Origin of the sequence: Amycolatopsis sp. NBC_00438 (assembly GCF_036026695.1) — a bacterium.
Lineage (GTDB): Bacteria > Actinomycetota > Actinomycetes > Mycobacteriales > Pseudonocardiaceae > Amycolatopsis.
Genome location: NZ_CP107923.1, coordinates 7,091,661 through 7,107,967 on the forward strand (window position 1 = coordinate 7,091,661; position 16,307 = coordinate 7,107,967).

Consider the following 16,307-nt stretch of genomic DNA (forward strand, 5'->3'; position numbering starts at 1 on the left):
AGCCCGATCGGCTGCGCCATGCGGCCTAATCGCCCACGGTGATGGAACGATGCCCGCATGGATGCGCGACTGGTCGGCTACTGGTCGGAGTCGGCGCTGGATCCGGGCTCGCCCGAGTACACCGAGCTGGGGTTCCGCGCGGACGGCACCGGCTGGCAGTACTGGACGAGCTGGAGCACCGCGTTCGCCGTCCACCGGTTCCACTGGCACACGCCGGGCCCGGGCCGCCTCACCGCGCGGCTGCGGCTGGCGTTCGACGGTGTGTGGTCCCTCGACGGCCCGGACGTCGCGCACCGGATCGAACGCCGGGAGCACGTCGACACCGTCGTCGAACTCGGGTGGGTGCTGGGCCCGGACCGGCAGCTGACGCTGGATCAGCCGTTGGTCGACGTCCTGGGCGGCACGGAGTTCCTGCCCGTCGACGACGGCGGCACCGACCCGACCCTCACCGAGCCCTAGGCGGGCCGGCGGCGCACTTCGTCGAGGCGGGTCCAGCCGCCGTGGACGGCGAGCAGCGTCAGCACCTCTTCCGCTTGCTCGGCGAACCGCGCGAGGTCGTCGTGCAGCAGCGCCGCGCGTTCGCTGTCGAGCTGGTCGAAGTCGTCCCACCAGAGGCCGATCGCGGTGCCGGCGGTGACGACGAGCCCCTGCACGAGGCGCAGGAAGCCGGCCGACGGCGCGTCGGTGGCGGCGCGGTAGGACGTCTCGATCTCGTCGCAGGCCGCGAGGAGGTCGCGCAGCTGGGCGACGGCGCCGGCCGGGGTGCCGTCCCAGGCCGCGGTGGGCCAGGCGCGATCGGCCAGCTCGAGCCACAGCCGCCAGCCGGCGACCAGCTCGGCTTCGTCACGGGGTGTCCAGGACGCGGGGACCGGCCAGTACATGCTTCGAGCGTGACACCGCCGGGACGGAAATCCGCCCCGGCGGTGGGTTATGTCTCATGTGGCGTAGCTCAGCTGATCACCGGCGGCACCAGCACGCAGGGCGGCGTCTTGGCGTGCGCGGGGTCGAGCGCGTTGAGCACCAGTCCCTGGGCGACCGGGTCGTAGGTGATGCCGAGGTGGTCGGTGAAGTCGAGCCCGCAGACGTTCTGCAGCAGGATGTTCTTCACGTTCGGTTTCGCCGGCAGGAACGCGCTGGTGTACGGCGTCACGACGTCGTCGTAGCGGGTCTGGATGACGGTGTACTGGATGCCTTCGACGGTTTCACCACCCGCGTTGAGGTCGGTGAGGAAGGCCGACCCGACGGCCTGTTCGTTGCACGACTGGCACACGGTCCCGAGCACGGCCGGCACCCCCGGGATCATCTCGAGCGTGCTCAGCAGGCCGAAGAGATCGGTGCCGTGGTTGGACGGCGACAGCCCGACGAGCCGGCTGATCTTGCCCGCGCCGCCCAGGTACTTGATCCAGTACCGGATGTTCATCCCGCCCTGCGAGTGCCCGACGACGTCCAGCTTCTGCGCGCCGGTCGCGTTCAGGATCTTGTCCCCGAAGGCGGCAAGCGCTTTCGCGGTGTCGGCGATCGGCCCGACGGTCTGCAGGAACGTCCCGGGCGTACCGCCGAAGTTCCCGGCGAAGACGCAGTACCCGGCGTTGGCGAGCTTCCGGGAGAGGTTCGCCCAGTTCTCGTAGGCGTTGGCGGTGGTCCCGTTGGACAGCAGCACCGGATTCGGGTGCACGGCGCTCGGCTTGCAGTTCCAGTCGTTCGTCCCGGGCGGCGCGATGGTCGGCGCCCCCAGCGAGTAGACGGCGGCGGTGAGGATGTTGGGCTGCACGGGCCCGGTGGGTTCTCGTTCCGCGGCCTGGGCCGTGGTGGCCCCCAGTACGAGCGCGGCTGCCACGGCCAACCCGGCGACCAGCCGGCTGCGCGTCCTCAAGCCCATCCAATTCACCTCTCTGTGAACCGACGGTGACCTGCATCACCACACTCATTAACGCGCGGGTAACTTGTTCGGACACTCCCCCTGGTGAGTGATTTCCTTCCGAGCTCTGACCTGCTACAAGTCCCGCGCCCCGCCCACGCGCCCCGTCGTCCAGGAGACCGGAGGGGGTGGCAGGGTTCCGCGTGGCCGGTTTCCGGCCCCGCGGCTTGCCGGCCACTCCTTTCCGGGAAACGAAGGTGCTTGTGTGACCATCCGGCAGTTTCCGGCAGATCACGCGGCCTCCGGTGCAGATCTTGCCGAGGGCCGTGATCTTTTTCCGGCGGCGTAACAAACCGCGGCCCGCCTGCGACTCGCGTGCATGCAGTTGGCACTGAACGTCGCGCAAGTCGCCGAAACCGTCAAATGGACCGACGTTGTCGAATCCCTCGGTACCGTGGCCGGCGCGACCGGCACACTACTGACCCTGGTGTTCGTGGCACTCCAGCTGAAAAGACAGTCCGAGTCACTGCGAGATCAACGCGATGCGTCAATCCAAAGCTTGGACGCGGTCAGCAAGCAAATCGCCGCACAAGTGGAGCAGACGTCCTACGTGGCCGAACAAACCCGCCTCCAGACCAAGCAGGCGACCCATGTTGCCGAACAGACGGCCATCCTCGCGAAATCCAACAAGTCTCTGCTGTACCAGAACGTGACCCGGGAAATGCAGAACCTGACCACGGTTTTCCTGAATGACCCCGGCATGCGGACCTACTTCTACGACGACACACCTCCCCCGGACTCCGAAGAGCTGGGCCTGAAAGTACGCATCGTGAGTGAGATGTTCGTGGATCTCATGGCGTTCACCCTCAACACCGATGTCTTCTTCGACGAGGACAACCGAACTTCGTGGATCGTTTATTTCGAATACGTAGCGTCCAGAAGCCGGGCGATCCAGGACTACTGGACCGAGCACGGCGAATGGTACGAGCCTGTCGTCCGAAACGTTCTCGACCCCATCGTCGGTGCCGCCGTCGCCACACGGACGGCACCGCCGACACCGGGTCTAACCGCGAACCCGGCCCAGGATGTCGTTGAAAAAGCTCGGATCGGCGTACTGCGAGTACTCACTCTCGTAGATGTCGGACAGAGCATCTCGAAGGCGGTCCGATCCCGGCTGGCCGGCACCGCTCAACGACCGCCAGAGCAGAAGCATCGGCACGCGGCCGGGTGACGCCGAGGAGAAGTCGGCGATGAAGTACTCCTGCATGCGCATTACCGGCTCAGCGCCCCAGCGCAGGTAGAAGGCGTACCTCCGCTCGGTCTGCTGCCCGTCGTCCGGGCCGTCCAGCGGCTCGATCTCGATGTAGACGCCATCCAGCGCATTCCCCGAATCGCACAGGTCGCGTTCGATGCATGCCAGCAGAAGCGACCCGATTCCCGCCGACTGGAATCGCGGGACCACGGCGAGATACTGCAAAAGAGCGGCGTTCGCCGTCGGCAGCAAGGCCGCAGTCGCGAAGCCGGTCACCGTGTCATCGCTCTTCGCAACCCACAGCCAGTCGGACGTGGTCACGACTTCGGCGAGGACGCGCCGCTCGGTCGCCGGAAAGGCGTCTTCGTAAATGGCGCGGATCGCGTCGGCTTCAGCCTCGGTGAGCGAGCTCCAGGCAACGTTCCGGACGGAGCGCGATGCGCTCTTCGCGTCCTCAGGAGAAGTCATCTGTTCCCGACTCCGTCGTCCTCTGCCTCACGGCGAAAAAACCCACGAAGAGATCATCGCCTTCGACGGGACATCCGGGCAACCTGAGGCCGATGACGGCCCGCAAGGACCTGGCCACCGGCCTCAGGCTGCCCGAACTACCGGATCGAGATCGAATCAGCCCTTGAGCAGGGCCCGGGCCATGACGACCTTCTGGATCTGGTTCGTGCCTTCGTAGATCTGCGTGATCTTCGCGTCGCGCATCATGCGCTCCACCGGGAAGTCGCGGGTGTAGCCGGCGCCGCCGAAGAGCTGGACGGCGTCCGTCGTGACCTCCATCGCGATGTCCGACGCGTACATCTTCGCCGCCGAGGCCATGAAGCCCGCGCGCTTGTCGCCTCGCTCGGACGCCGCCGCGGAGGCGTAGACCAGGTGGCGGGCCGCCTCGATCTTGGTGCCCATGTCGGCCAGCATGAACTGGACGCCCTGGAACTCCGCGATCGCCTTGCCGAACTGCTTGCGCTCCTTGACGTACGCGATCGCCGCGTCCAGCGCGCCCTGGGCGATGCCCAGCGCCTGCGCGCCGATCGTCGGACGGGTGTGGTCGAGCGTGCGCAGCGCCGTCTTCAGGCCCGTGCCGGGTTCGCCGATGATGCGGTCCGCCGGGATCGTGCAGTTCTCGAAGTAGATCTCGCGCGTCGGGGAGCCCTTGATGCCGAGCTTCTTCTCCTTCGGGCCCACCGAGAAGCCCGGGTCGTCCTTGTGGACGACGAACGCCGAGATGCCGTTGGCCTTCTTCTCCGCGTCGGGGTCGGTCACGACCATCACGGTGTACCAGGTCGATTCACCCGCGTTGGTGATCCAGCACTTGGTGCCGTTGAGCACCCAGTGGTCACCGTCGAGCCGCGCGCGGGCGCGCATCGACGCGGTGTCCGAGCCCGCTTCGCGCTCCGAGAGCGCGTACGAAGCCGACGCCTCGCCGGACGCGATCGAGGGCAGGACCTGCTTCTTCAGCTCTTCCGAGGCCGACAGGATGATCGGCTGGGTGCCCAGCTTGTTGACCGCCGGGATCAGCGACGCCGACGCGTCGACCCGCGCGACCTCTTCGATCACGATGCAGGCGCCGACGGCGTCGGCACCCTGGCCGTCGTACTCCTCGCCGATGTGGACGGCGTTGAAGCCCGACTTGACCAGCGCGTTGTACGCCTCGATCGGGTAGCGCTCGTTCTCGTCGACCTCGGCCGCGTACGGCGCGATCTCCTTCTCGGCCAGGGCCCGGACCGCGGCCCGCAGCTCCTCGTGCTCTTCGGCAAGCTGGTACAGGCCGTCGGTCACTTCCGGTCACCTTCTCTACGACGTCGGGAGAGTTCCATCGATGTTAGCGCTCGTTCACTGACCGCGTCCGCCGTCGTCCTTGTGTCCTTGGCCGCAGAATTCGTATGGTCGAGTGATGCCGCTCACCGCGCCGACGACGCCGCCCGGTTTGCCCGCCTCCCTCGACTACCCCGAAATCCCGGTCGGTTCGATCCTCACCGCGGGCGCCACCCGCTGGGGCGACCGGACCGCCTTCGCCCAAGACGGCCGCAGCCTCACCTTCACCGAGACGTACCGGGCCGCCTGCCGGTTCGCGAACGCCCTGATCGACCGCGGCATCGGCCGCGGCGACGTCGTGGCGCTGCACCTGCCCAACTGCCTGGCCTTCCCGATCGCCTACTACGGCACACTCATGGCCGGGGCGACCTTCAGCCCGACGAACCCGCTGCTCCCGCCGGACGACCTGGCGTTCCAGCTCGCCGACTGCGAGGCCGCGGCCGTCGTGACGTTCGGGCCGGTCGCGGGCGCGCTGGCGAGCGTCGCCGGCCGGATCCCGGCGAAGTTCACGGTCGTCGTCAACCCCACGGGCGAGCTGCTCGACGGCCAGGTCGAGTTCGAGGCGTTCCACGCCGGCCGGCCGGAGACGCGCCCTGATGTCGCCATCGATGTCCACGCCGACCTCGCGCACCTCGCCTACACCGGCGGCACCACCGGCCGGTCGAAGGGCGTGCGGCTCACCCACCGCAACGTCGTGGTCAACACCCTCCAGCACTCGTGCTGGGGCTCCGGCTCGGTGCCGGCGCTGGACGCGGACGGCGAGATCACGATCGACCAGATCGGCAGCGAGGACGAGTGGCCCTCGCGGCTCGGCACCGGCGTCGCGATCAACCTGACGCCGTGGTTCCACGCGATGGGCATCATCGGCGGGATGAACGCGGCGATCATCGGCGGCACGACGACCGTGCTCCACGCGCGCTTCGACCCGGCCGCCTACATCGCCGACGCCGAACGCCTGCGGGTCACCGGCCTGGGCGGCGCGCCCGCGCTGTTCGCCGCCCTGCTCGCGACGCCGTCCTTCCACACCGCGGACCTGTCTTCGGTGCGGTCGATCGGTTCCGGCGCGGCACCGATGAACCACGCGATGATCAACGCGCTGCGCGAGCGCTTCCCGGGTGTCGTGGTGGCCGAGGGCTACGGCCTCACCGAGGCGACGATGGGCGCGGTGATCTCCCCGACGTACCGCTCGGGCACCCGCAAGGTCGGCTCGGTGGGCGTGCCGATCTTCGACACGCAGGTCAAGGTCGTCCCGGCCGAGGGCGGCGAAGACCCGGTTCCGGCGGGTGAACGCGGCGAGGTCTGCCTGCGCGGCCCGCAGATCATGCAGGGCTACCGCAACCGCCCGGAGGAGACGGCGGCCGCGTTGGTCGACGGCTGGCTCCACACGGGCGACATCGGCATCCTCGACGAGGACGGTTATCTGTCCATCGTGGACCGCAAGAAGGACATGCTGCTGTACAAGGGTTACAACGTCTTCCCCCGCGAGCTGGAGGAGCTGCTGATCACGATGCCGGGCGTCGCGGCGGCCGCCGTCGTCGGCCGCCCGGACACCGAGGTCGGCGAGCTGCCGGTGGCGTTCGTCGTCCCGCACGGCGAGCTCGACGCGGACGAGCTGATGGCCGCGATCAACGAAAAAGTCGTGCCCTACAAGCGGTTGCGGGAGATCCACGTCGTCGAGCAGATCCCGGTGTCCGCCGCCGGGAAGGTGCTCAAACGCCAGCTGCGGGAGCAGCTGCCGGCCAAGCTCGACTGAGGCCGGCTGTCAGGCCAGGCGGTCGCCGGAGAGGAGGGTGCCTGCCTGCTTCACGTGCCGGAGCAGCGGGGAGACCTCCATGCTCTGCAGGCCGGGCAGTGAGCCGACGTGGTCGGAGGTGAACTCGAACAGTTCGTCCAGGTCGCGGCAGTGGGCGACCGCGTGCAGGTTGTGCGGACCGGTCACCGCCGCGGCGAAGGCGATTTCGGGCAGCTGCGCCAGGGCCCGGCCCAGACTCTTGACCGCCGACGGGTGCACGCGCAGCAGGAGGTTCGCCCGCGCGTGATAGCCCAGCGCCGTCGCGGCGATCTCGACGTCGATGTGGACGGCGCGCCGCTCCAGCAGCGTCTGCAGCCGGCGCGACGCGCGCCCGGGCGTGAGGTCCGCCGCCGCGGCGAGGTCGACCAGGCTCGCGCGGCCGTCGTCGGCGAGCACGGCGAGCAGCCGCTCGTCTTCGGGCGTGAGGCGCACCGGCTCGCGGGCCACGACCGGGGCCTCGGTGAACGGCGCGCCGTCGATCCCCAGGGCGGCCTCTTGCTCCGGCGTCAACGTGCCGCGCAGCGCGGCCCAGTAGTGCCCGCGGCCGCCGATGAACTGGCGCAGCATGGCGGACGCCTGGATGTCCAGGACGGCCGCCGTGCGCGGGAGCTGCCGGCCGAGGAGGTCGTCACGCTGTTCCTGGGTGCGGGAGCGGACCGCGCAGGTGATCTCGGAGCCCGCCGCGCACAGCGCCACCCAGCTGACGTCTTCGCGCTTCGCGAGCGCGTCGGCGATCGCCGCGACGCTGCCCGGCCGGCAGCGCAGCCGCACCAGCCACTCGCTCTGCCCCAGCGCGCCCGGGTCGACGATGCCGGCGACCCGCACGACGCCGTCGGCCCGCAACCGCCGGTAGCGCCGGGCGACCGCGGCTTCGGTGAGCCCGAGCGCCCCGGCGATCGAGGCGAACGAAGCCGCGGAGCCACCTGGAGGGCCCGCATGAGACGCACGTCCTCGGGCGACGCGACGACGGATTCGGCCATCAGAACTCCTCCCGTCGAGGCAATCCTACAAATCACCCCGGCGAACACGCCTCGAAGACGTCATCGCGGCGAGACTCGAAGGACAACCCGAGGAGACGGAATGACCGAACCCAGCCCCACTGCCCTCATCGTCGGAGCGTCGCGCGGCCTCGGCCACGCGATCGCCACCGAACTCTTCGACCGCGGGTGGCACGTCATCGGCACGGTCCGGGACGTCACCGCCCGAACGCCCCTGCACGACCTGGCGGGCAAGTCGGACGAGCGCGTCGAGATCGAACACCTCGACATCACCGAACCCGAGCAGCTGCCACCGCTGCGCGAGCGTCTCGCGGACCGCCGGATCGACGTGCTCTTCATCAACGCGGGCACCACCAACAACCCGCAGACGCCGGTCGGCGAGGTCTCGACCGCCGACTTCGTCGACGTGATGGTCACCAACGCGCTCAGCCCGATGCGCGTCATCGAGGCCCTCCAAGACCTCGTGCCACCGGACGGGCTCATCGGCGCGATGTCGTCCGGCCAGGGCAGCATCACGAACAACACGGCCGGCTCGCGCGAGGTCTACCGGAGCAGCAAGGCCGCGCTGAACATGCTCATGCGCAGCTTCGCCGCCCGGCCGTCCGAGGCCGGCCGCGCGCTCGTCGTCGTGGCCCCCGGCTGGATCCGCACGGCCCTCGGCGGGCCGGACGCGCCGTTCACCATGGACGAGACCGTCCCGCTGATCGTCGACGTGCTCCTGGCGAAGCGGGGCAAGCCCGGCCTCGAGTTCCTCGACCGCAACGGCGAAACCGTGCCGTGGTGACCCGCCAGTGGCGCGCGTCGCAAGTTGTCCGACGCTGGAACGGCCGATCGCCGGCGGCCCGCAGTGAAAACGCGTGCAAGGCGGTGAGACGCAACCGAGGCCGCCTCGGGGCGCTGCCGGTCCCTGCCGACGAACCTCGGACGCGCGACTCTAGTGGCCGGCCTTCGCGCGCAGGGCGGCGTCCTTGTCCAGGACCAGCTTCTCCAGGTCCTGCTGGAACGTCACCATCTTCGCGCGCAGGCCTTCGTCGGACGCCGCGAGGATGCGGACCGCCAGCAGGCCCGCGTTGCGCGCGCCGCCCACCGAGACCGTCGCCACCGGGACACCGGCCGGCATCTGGACGATCGACAGCAGCGAGTCCAGGCCGTCCAGGTACTTCAGCGGGACCGGGACGCCGATCACCGGCAGGACGGTCGCCGAGGCGACCATGCCCGGGAGGTGGGCCGCGCCGCCCGCGCCCGCGATGATCACCCGGATGCCGCGGGCCACCGCCGACGTCGCGTAGTCCAGCATGCGCTGCGGGGTGCGGTGCGCCGAGTAGACACCGACCTCGTAGCCGACGCCGAACTCGTCGAGCGCCGCGCCGGCCGCTTCCAGCACCGGCCAGTCCGAGTCGCTGCCCATGATCACGCCCACCTGCGGCGCCATAGCTGTTCTCCTAGTGGATCTCGTGGCCGTCGAGCCAGACGGCGTGGGACAGCCAGTGCGCCGCGAGCAGCGCGCGGTTGCGCAGGTCCTCCATGCGCTCACCGGTGAAGTTCACGTGCCCGAGCTTGCGGCCCGGCCGCTCCTGCTTGCCGTACAGGTGCACCCGGGCTTCCGGGTACCGCGCGAAGAGGTGGTGCAGCCGCTCGTCCGGCCCCATCCCGGGCAGCACCGACGCGCCCAGCACGTTCGCCATCACGCACGCGGGCGCGACCATGTCGGTGCGGCCCAGCGGGTAGTCGAGGACCGCCCGCAGGTGCTGCTCGAACTGCGAGGTGCGCGAGCCGTCCATCGTCCAGTGCCCGGAGTTGTGCGGGCGCATCGCGAGCTCGTTCACCAGCAGGCCGGTGTCGGTCTCGAACAGCTCCACCGCCAGCAGGCCGGTGACGTCCAGTGTCGACGCGACGCGCAGGGCGAGGTCCTGCGCCTCGTGGACCCGGTCCTCCGAAAGGCCCGGCGCCGGCGCGAGGACCTCGGTGTTGATGCCGCCGGTCTGCACGGTCTCGACCACCGGGTACGCCGCGCCCTGGCCGAAGGGCGAGCGGGCGACGAGCGCGGCCAGTTCGCGCCGCATCACCACCTTCTCCTCGACCAGCAGCGGGGTGCCCGCTTCCAGGAGCTGCGGCACGGTCTCGCGGGCCTGCTGCGCGGTGTCGAGCATCCAGACGCCACGGCCGTCGTAACCGCCGCTGGACGCCTTGAGCACCACCGGCCAGCCGTGCTCGCCGCCGAACGCCAGCACGTCGTCCACAGTGGACAATTCGGCGAAGGCGGGGCCCGGCACGCCCATGCCGGCCATCATCTCGCGCATCACCAGCTTGTTCTGCGCGAAGCCGAGCGCGGACGGCGCCGGCCGGATGACGTAACCCTCCATCGCCAGGGTCAGCAGGTGCTCACCGGGCACGTGCTCGTGGTCGAACGTGAGCACGTCGACCGAGGCCGCGAACTGCCGCAGCGCCTCGAGATCAGTGTGGTGCCCCTGTACGACGTCACCCGCGACGAGCCCGGCGGACTCGTTTTCGCCCGCGGCGAGGACGCGCAGTGACTGACCGAGGGAGATCGCCGCCTGGTGGGTCATCCGGGCGAGCTGCCCGCCGCCCACCATGCCCACGACAGGCAGACCGGTGTGTTTGTCCATAGCCCGCTCAGACTAAACGGTGGCGACCTGCGGTGACCGCCGGACCAGCCGTAGCTCCCGCACCGCGAGCCCGACGATCCCGGCCGCCGCCGCGAGCACGTAGACGTTGCCGAGAACCGAGAGGCCCAGGCCCCAGCCGAACTCCGTGTCGCCGCCGTTGGGCACAAACATCACGATCTGCGAGACGAACAGCGCCGCGACCGCCGCCGCGGCCCAGCGCTTGCCCTTCACCAGCAGCAGCGTGAGCAACGGCACGCACCAGACCCAATGGTGCGACCACGACACCGGCGAGAGCAGCAGCCCGTAGAACGCCGTCACGAGTAGCGCCGCCGCGCTCTCCCCGCGCCGGTGCAGCCGCACCACCAGCCACACCGCGGGCACGGCCAGCACCGCCGCCACCCCGACCGCCACCGCCAGCGACCAGGGCGCGAGGTGCGAAGCCCGGCTGACCAGCCCGTTGAGCGACTGGTTGAAGATCCAGTGCACCGACCCGACCCGGCTCGGGTCGGTCGCCGAATCCCGCCAGAACCTCAGCGCGTCGACCGGGATGACCGCGAACATCACCGCTTCCAGCACGACGAACGTGCCCAGCGCGCGCAGCCCGTCCTTCCACCGGCCGGTGAAGAACAGGTGCGGCACGAAGATCAGCGGGGTGAGCTTGATCGCCGCCGCCACGCCGATCAGCACGCCCGCGAAACGCGACCCGCGCGCCGAGAGCACCAGGACGTCCAGCACCACGAACGCCATCAGTATCAAGTTGATCTGGCCCAGGAACAGCGTCTTCCACACCGGTTCCAGCGCCAGAGCGGCGGCCGTTCCCGCCGGCAGCGCCCACCACGCGAGTGAGCGCCCCGGCGACGACGAAACCACCGTGATCACGACCATAAGGGCGACCACCGACAAAAACGCGATCACGCCCCAGACCAGGCCGGACGGCACGAGGGCGAACGGCAGGAAGAGCGGCGCTGCGGCCGGGGTGTAGGTGAACGGCAGGCGCACCCAGTCGGGCAGCGCCGTCAGCACGTCACGGGTGTAGAGCGGGTCGCCGTGGACCAGGGTCAGCGCGCCGGCGCGGTAGACGGCGCTGTCCGCGCCCAGGTGCCAGCCCGCCAGCCAGGCGACCACCCCGAAGGCGAGAACGAGAAGCGCGATACCCCCGGCGAGCACCCGGCCGGTGCGGGCCTCAGACGCCGGTGGGGACGTCGCCATGCTCGCCGGCCGCCGCCTTCTTCTTCCGGGCCCGCCGCTGCAGGCCCCAGCGCAGGCCCAGGGCCAGCGCGAGCACGACCGGCATCAGGATGTACGCGTCGCCCAGGACGTTCTGCCAGACCGTCCAGTGCAGCTCGACGTTGCGCCCGTTGGGCAGGATCAGCAGCACGCAGCTGACGAACACGAACGCCGCCAGGAACGTCCCGACCCAGCGCTTCCACGCCGTCGCCGGGGTCGTCTTCGGCAGCCGCGACACCAGCAGCACGATCAGCGGGACCACCCACACCCAGTGGTGGGTCCACGAGATCGGCGAGATCAGCAGCGTCCAGAACGCGGTCACCAGCAACGCGGCCAGCGCCTGGCCCTTGCGGTGGAACCGCATGAGCAGCCACAGGGCCGGGATGGCGAGCAGGAAGCCGATGCCCATGGCCGCCTTGGACGCCCACGGCGCGAGGTCGGTGGCCCGGTTCATCAGCGCGTTCAGCGACTGGTTGCCCGCCCAGTGCACCGGGCCGATCCGGCCGGTGTCGGGCAGCGTGACGGTCCAGTACTTGGCCGCGTCGTGCGCGTTGATCAGGAACATCAGGCCCTGGAGCAGCACGAACGTCGCCAGCCCGCGCAGCGCGTCCTTGCGGCGGCCGGTGATGAACAGGTGGCCGAGGAAGACCAGCGGCGTGAGCTTGATCGCCGCCGCGACGCCCACCAGCACGCCGCCCCAGCGGCTACCGCGGGCGCCGATGACCAGCATGTCCAGCAGGATCATGGCCATCAGGATCAGGTTGATCTGGCCGAGGAAGATCGTCCGCCACACCGGCTCGAGACCGAGGAAGACCAGGAAGAACACGATGGTCGAGCGGGCGGGCGAGGCCCACCAGCGCGGCCCGTCGTCGGCCGGGCGGGGCAGGGCGCCGATCGCGATCCGGACCGAAAGGGCCATCGCCATCAGCGAGATCGCGGTGATCAGGCCCCAGGAGATCTGCGTCGGGAACGCCGCCAGCGGGACGAAGATCAGCGCCGCCGTCGGCGGGTAGGTGAAGGGCAGCAGCGCCCACCACGGCTCGTTGGCGAGGGTGTTCGCGTCGTAGAGGGAGTCGCCGTGCAGCAGGGTCAGCGCGCCCGCGCGGTAGACCGCGCTGTCGACGCCGAGCACCCAGTCGTGCTGCCAGCCCCAAAGGCCGTACCCGATCGCGACCAGCGGGATCACCGATAGGATCAAGATCGACCGCGGGCGCACGGACAGCCGGGCGAGCGACCTCCGGAGGGCCAGCCGGTGCGTGGATCTGGCCGCGACTTCGCCGTCGACGTCGGTGGATACGGTCCTGGTCACCGCACCAGGAAATCATGGCGGCCCGGGTCCAGGTCAGAAGGGTCCGGGCGGAACCGGACTTTCCGGGTGTTCTACACCCGGGCGAGCCGGGCCAGCAGGTCGCAGGCCGATTCGTGGGTGGCGGGCAGCCGCACCGCCGAGACGCGCGGCTGACCGGCGTCCGCGAGCTGGGCGTCGACCGACAGCCGCTCGTGCAACGCCCTTCGCAGCGCGACGCCGTGCGACGCGACCTTGTCGTCCCGCTGGACGAGCGCGGCGACGACCGACGGCCCGAGCGAAGCGACGCTCTGCCCGCTGTCGAACACCGCCCGCAGCGCGTCCGCGACCAGGATCATCCCGGTCAGCCGCGGGAACCCGGCGACGGTGCTGAGGTCCAGCGAGACGACCAGCAGCATGTGCTCCTCGGCCGCGGGGCGCTCGCGGGCCGCGGCGGCCTGGTAGACCTCGACCAGCCGCGTCCGCAGGTAGGCGGCCGAGGGCAGGCCGGTCAGCGGGTCGGTGACCTCGGTGTGCACGAGCTGGTCGGTGGCGACGTCCGCCCAGGCCAGCGCCGTCATCCGGAGCAGCCGCGACGGCGTCGCGTCGACGTCCGGTGAGACGAACCCGTCACCGCCGTGGTCAAGCACCGCGTGCAGCGCGGCCAGGTCGGCGAGGGTTTCGGCGAGGCCCGCGCCGGCCGCCGCACGCGCCCGGGCCAGCCCGGCCAGCGCGATTTCGGCGGCCTCGACGCGGCCCTTGTTCAGCACGGCCGCGCAGACGGCGTCGACCTCGGGCAACGCCCAGTCGCTCGGGAAGCGCCAGCCGGCGGCGAGGCTCGCCGTGCGCCAGCGGCCGCGCAGGGCCCGGAGGGTGCGGTCGCGCTCGGCGGTGGACGGAACGTCACCGGGGCCGGACCGCATACCGGTTGCCGGAACATCCACAGGCCACCGCCCCTTTCGTCCGGTCCGTGTCGATCTTGCTCGGTGCTTCACGATGAGGACGGTCGACGGAGTACCCCGTGACGGCGTACTCACCAGTTTTGTTAAGAAGCTTTTCTCCGGCGCTCGCCGGAGGCGGGTGATTTTCTTGCGCCGTCGGTGGCTTCACCCCCACCACGACGTGACCGCCCGGGGCGGGTCAGTCACACTTGCCTCGTGCCCCGGGCCCGCCTGTAATGGCAGGTCCAGGCCTTAGCCGACCGAGGAGTGCCGTGTCCACCATTCCCGCCGATCTCAGCGGAAAGAGTGACGCCGAGCTGATCGCGGAGGTCCGCGCCGGGAAGATCGCGTCGTACGGCGGTCTGTACGAACGCCACACCGGCGCGGCGCACAACCTCGCCCGTCAGCTGGCCCGCTCGAGCTCCGAGGCCGACGACCTGGTGTCCGAGGCCTTCGCGAAAGTGCTGGACACGCTCCGTGGTGGCAAGGGGCCGGATACCGCCTTCCGGGCGTACCTGCTGACCGCCCTTCGCCACACCGCGTACGACCGGACGCGCAAGGAACGCCGGATCGATCTCAACGAGGACATGACCGACGTCGGCGGCGCCGCGGGCGAGGCGCTGACCGTCCCGTTCTCCGACACCGCCGTCGCCGGGCTCGAGCGGACGATGGCGGCGAAGGCGTTCGCGCGGCTGCCCGAACGCTGGCAGGCCGTGCTCTGGCACACCGAGATCGAGCAGCAGAGCCCGGCCGAGGTCGCGCCGCTGCTGGGACTGACCGCGAACGGCGTCTCCGCGCTCGCCTACCGCGCCCGCGAAGGGCTGCGGCAGGCGTATCTGCAGGTCCACCTGCAGGAGAACGCCGAGGAACGCTGCCGCGCCTGCGCCGAGCGGCTCGGCGCGTGGACGCGCGACGGGCTGTCCAAGCGGGAGCGCGCCCAGGTGGAGAGCCACCTCGACGAGTGCGACAACTGCCGGGCGCTGGCCGCGGAGCTGGCCGACGTCAACGGCGGCCTGCGCGCGATCATCGCCCCGATCGTCCTCGGCGGCGCCGCGCTGGGTTACCTCGCGACCATCGGCGCGGCCAAGGCGAGCGCGGCCACCGCGGCCGCCGCCGGTGCGGCCGCCGCCGGAGCCGCGGCGGCCGGGGGCAAGGCGGGCGCCGCGGCCGGTGCCGCCGCCGCGGGTCCCCGTCAGTTCGCCGGGGTCGCCGCGTCCGGGACGGCGGTCGTCGCGGCCGTCGTCATCGCGCTGACGGCCGGAGGCGGGGCGCAGGAGGTCCCCGTCGCGGCCCAGGTGCCGCCGCCGGCGGTCGTCCAGCCGGTCCAGCCGCCCGCGCCGCCGAAACCCGCGCCGCCCGCGCCCCCGGCCCCACCGGCGCCTCCGGCCGCGCCGCCGGTCGAACCCCCGCCCGCGCCCGTCGTCCCGCCGCCGGCGCCCGCGCCCGCACCCGCTCCGGAGCCGGCTCCCACGCCGGCCCCGCCCGCCCCGGCGCCCGCGAAGATGTCCGCGACGACCCCGCCGGACGGCGTCGAGCTGCAGCCCGGCGCCGGGCCCGTCAGCCTGCCGATCACCGTGCGCAACGACGGCGGCAGCCCGTCCGAGCCGGTGGCCGTGGCCCTGAAGCTGCCGCCGGGCGTCCACGCCGTCGAGTCGGGCGGCGGCGGTGCGCCGATGGCGTTCGCGCAGGACGCGACGGCCCCGATTTCGGTGAACTGCCCCGGCGGCGAGGGCACGGTGACGTGCAAGACCGGCGCCGGCCTGCAGCCCGGCCAGAGCGCGACGCTCAACTTCCGGCTCGAGGCCGACGAGGACGCCCAGGGCGGCACGGTGACCGGCTCGGTCACCGCCGGTGTGCAGATCAACGTCGACGTCAGCGTCAAGGTCACCGTGAAGCAGCCGCCGGACGCCGTGGTCCTGGAAGCCCAGGGTGACGGCCTCTCGGCGTTCCCCTGGACCCGCAACCCGCTGGTCTACGTGCGCGTCCGCAACACCGGCGAGACGACCCGGCCGGTCACGGTCACCTTCGACCACGCGCTCTGGCAGTGGTGGAGCCTGCGCGGTTTCCCGTGCACGCCGACCGCCGCGGGCGCGAGCTGCACGACGACCGGCTCGGTGGCCCCCGGCCAGCACGTCAACCTGTGGGTGCGGCTGAAGGGCCGGCCCGACGACGGGCAGGTGACGATCGGCGCGCAGCTCGGCAAGGCGTCGGCGGGGCCGGTGACCGTCGACTTCGGCTGCTGGCACCACTGGTGCGGGAAGGACCCGCTGCCACAGCCGCCGACGCCCGGCCCCTCGACGTCGGCCACCACGACGACGCCGTCGAAGCCCAAGCCGTCGCACACTCCGTCCAGCACACCGCCGGTGACGAGCGAGCCGGAACCGACAAAAACCCCACCGTCGCCGTCGACGACCTCAAGCGCTCCACCGGTTCCCGGCAAACCGGGCGACAAGCAGCCGACGGTCACCCCCGAAAGGGCTTTCGGCTGGTTGACCGGGTAGCGTCCGCG

14 protein-coding genes are annotated in these 16,307 nt (G+C 70.9%); 4 read left to right on the top strand and 10 right to left on the bottom strand.

Annotated features, from left to right (window positions below):
- Window positions 1-57: 57 nt before the first annotated feature.
- Window positions 58-459, top strand: coding sequence for a hypothetical protein (locus tag OG494_RS31855; RefSeq protein ID WP_328445014.1), 402 nt, complete (start codon window positions 58-60; stop codon window positions 457-459).
- Here OG494_RS31855 and OG494_RS31860 read toward each other — a convergent pair.
- From OG494_RS31860 to OG494_RS31875, 4 genes are all read right to left on the bottom strand, one after another.
- Window positions 456-881: a hypothetical protein gene (locus tag OG494_RS31860; protein ID WP_328445016.1), complete on the bottom strand. Its 426-nt coding sequence runs from the start codon at window positions 879-881 to the stop codon at window positions 456-458. The two genes, OG494_RS31855 and OG494_RS31860, sit on opposite strands and share 4 nt — an antisense overlap.
- 68 nt (window positions 882-949) lie before the next feature.
- Window positions 950-1,879 (bottom strand): esterase/lipase family protein, encoded by a 930-nt coding sequence (locus OG494_RS31865; protein ID WP_328445018.1) that lies wholly within the window; start codon window positions 1,877-1,879, stop codon window positions 950-952.
- Between the two features lie 1,042 nt (window positions 1,880-2,921).
- The gene (locus OG494_RS31870) at window positions 2,922-3,578 is read right to left on the bottom strand and encodes a GNAT family N-acetyltransferase (protein ID WP_328445019.1); all 657 of its coding nucleotides are present in this window, start codon (window positions 3,576-3,578) and stop codon (window positions 2,922-2,924) included.
- A 156-nt stretch (window positions 3,579-3,734) separates the two neighbouring features.
- Window positions 3,735-4,892 carry an acyl-CoA dehydrogenase family protein gene (locus tag OG494_RS31875; RefSeq protein WP_247060937.1) on the bottom strand — a complete coding sequence of 386 codons (1,158 nt, stop codon included), beginning with the start codon at window positions 4,890-4,892 and terminating at the stop codon, window positions 3,735-3,737.
- 115 nt (window positions 4,893-5,007) lie between these two features.
- Between OG494_RS31875 and OG494_RS31880 the strand changes: the two genes are divergently transcribed.
- A complete protein-coding gene (locus OG494_RS31880) occupies window positions 5,008-6,681 on the top strand; it encodes a class I adenylate-forming enzyme family protein (protein WP_328445020.1) in 1,674 nt (557 codons plus the stop codon).
- A 9-nt stretch (window positions 6,682-6,690) separates the two neighbouring features.
- On the opposite strand, the gene OG494_RS31885 is transcribed toward OG494_RS31880, so the two are convergent.
- Window positions 6,691-7,563, bottom strand: a complete 873-nt coding sequence (locus tag OG494_RS31885) for an Lrp/AsnC family transcriptional regulator (RefSeq protein ID WP_328445022.1) — start codon at window positions 7,561-7,563, stop codon at window positions 6,691-6,693.
- A gap of 237 nt (window positions 7,564-7,800) precedes the next feature.
- Between OG494_RS31885 and OG494_RS31890 the strand changes: the two genes are divergently transcribed.
- On the top strand, window positions 7,801-8,502 hold the full coding sequence (locus OG494_RS31890; RefSeq protein WP_328445024.1) for an SDR family NAD(P)-dependent oxidoreductase: 702 nt from the start codon (window positions 7,801-7,803) through the stop codon (window positions 8,500-8,502).
- A gap of 150 nt (window positions 8,503-8,652) precedes the next feature.
- On the opposite strand, the gene purE is transcribed toward OG494_RS31890, so the two are convergent.
- From purE to OG494_RS31915, 5 genes are all read right to left on the bottom strand, one after another.
- A complete protein-coding gene (purE, locus tag OG494_RS31895; RefSeq protein ID WP_328445025.1) occupies window positions 8,653-9,150 on the bottom strand; it encodes a 5-(carboxyamino)imidazole ribonucleotide mutase in 498 nt (165 codons plus the stop codon).
- A gap of 10 nt (window positions 9,151-9,160) precedes the next feature.
- Entirely contained in the window at window positions 9,161-10,345 is a 1,185-nt protein-coding gene (locus OG494_RS31900) for a 5-(carboxyamino)imidazole ribonucleotide synthase (protein WP_328445027.1), read from the bottom strand.
- 12 nt (window positions 10,346-10,357) lie between these two features.
- Window positions 10,358-11,554, bottom strand: a complete 1,197-nt coding sequence (locus tag OG494_RS31905) for a glycosyltransferase 87 family protein (protein WP_328445029.1) — start codon at window positions 11,552-11,554, stop codon at window positions 10,358-10,360.
- The gene (locus OG494_RS31910; RefSeq protein WP_328445031.1) at window positions 11,529-12,881 is read right to left on the bottom strand and encodes a glycosyltransferase 87 family protein; all 1,353 of its coding nucleotides are present in this window, start codon (window positions 12,879-12,881) and stop codon (window positions 11,529-11,531) included. The genes OG494_RS31905 and OG494_RS31910 overlap by 26 nt, the downstream gene beginning before the upstream one ends.
- A 71-nt stretch (window positions 12,882-12,952) precedes the next feature.
- Entirely contained in the window at window positions 12,953-13,801 is an 849-nt protein-coding gene (locus OG494_RS31915; protein WP_328445033.1) for a GGDEF domain-containing protein, read from the bottom strand.
- 269 nt (window positions 13,802-14,070) lie between these two features.
- Between OG494_RS31915 and OG494_RS31920 the strand changes: the two genes are divergently transcribed.
- A complete protein-coding gene (locus OG494_RS31920) occupies window positions 14,071-16,299 on the top strand; it encodes a sigma-70 family RNA polymerase sigma factor (protein ID WP_328445035.1) in 2,229 nt (742 codons plus the stop codon).
- The last annotated feature ends 8 nt before the right edge of the window (window positions 16,300-16,307 follow it).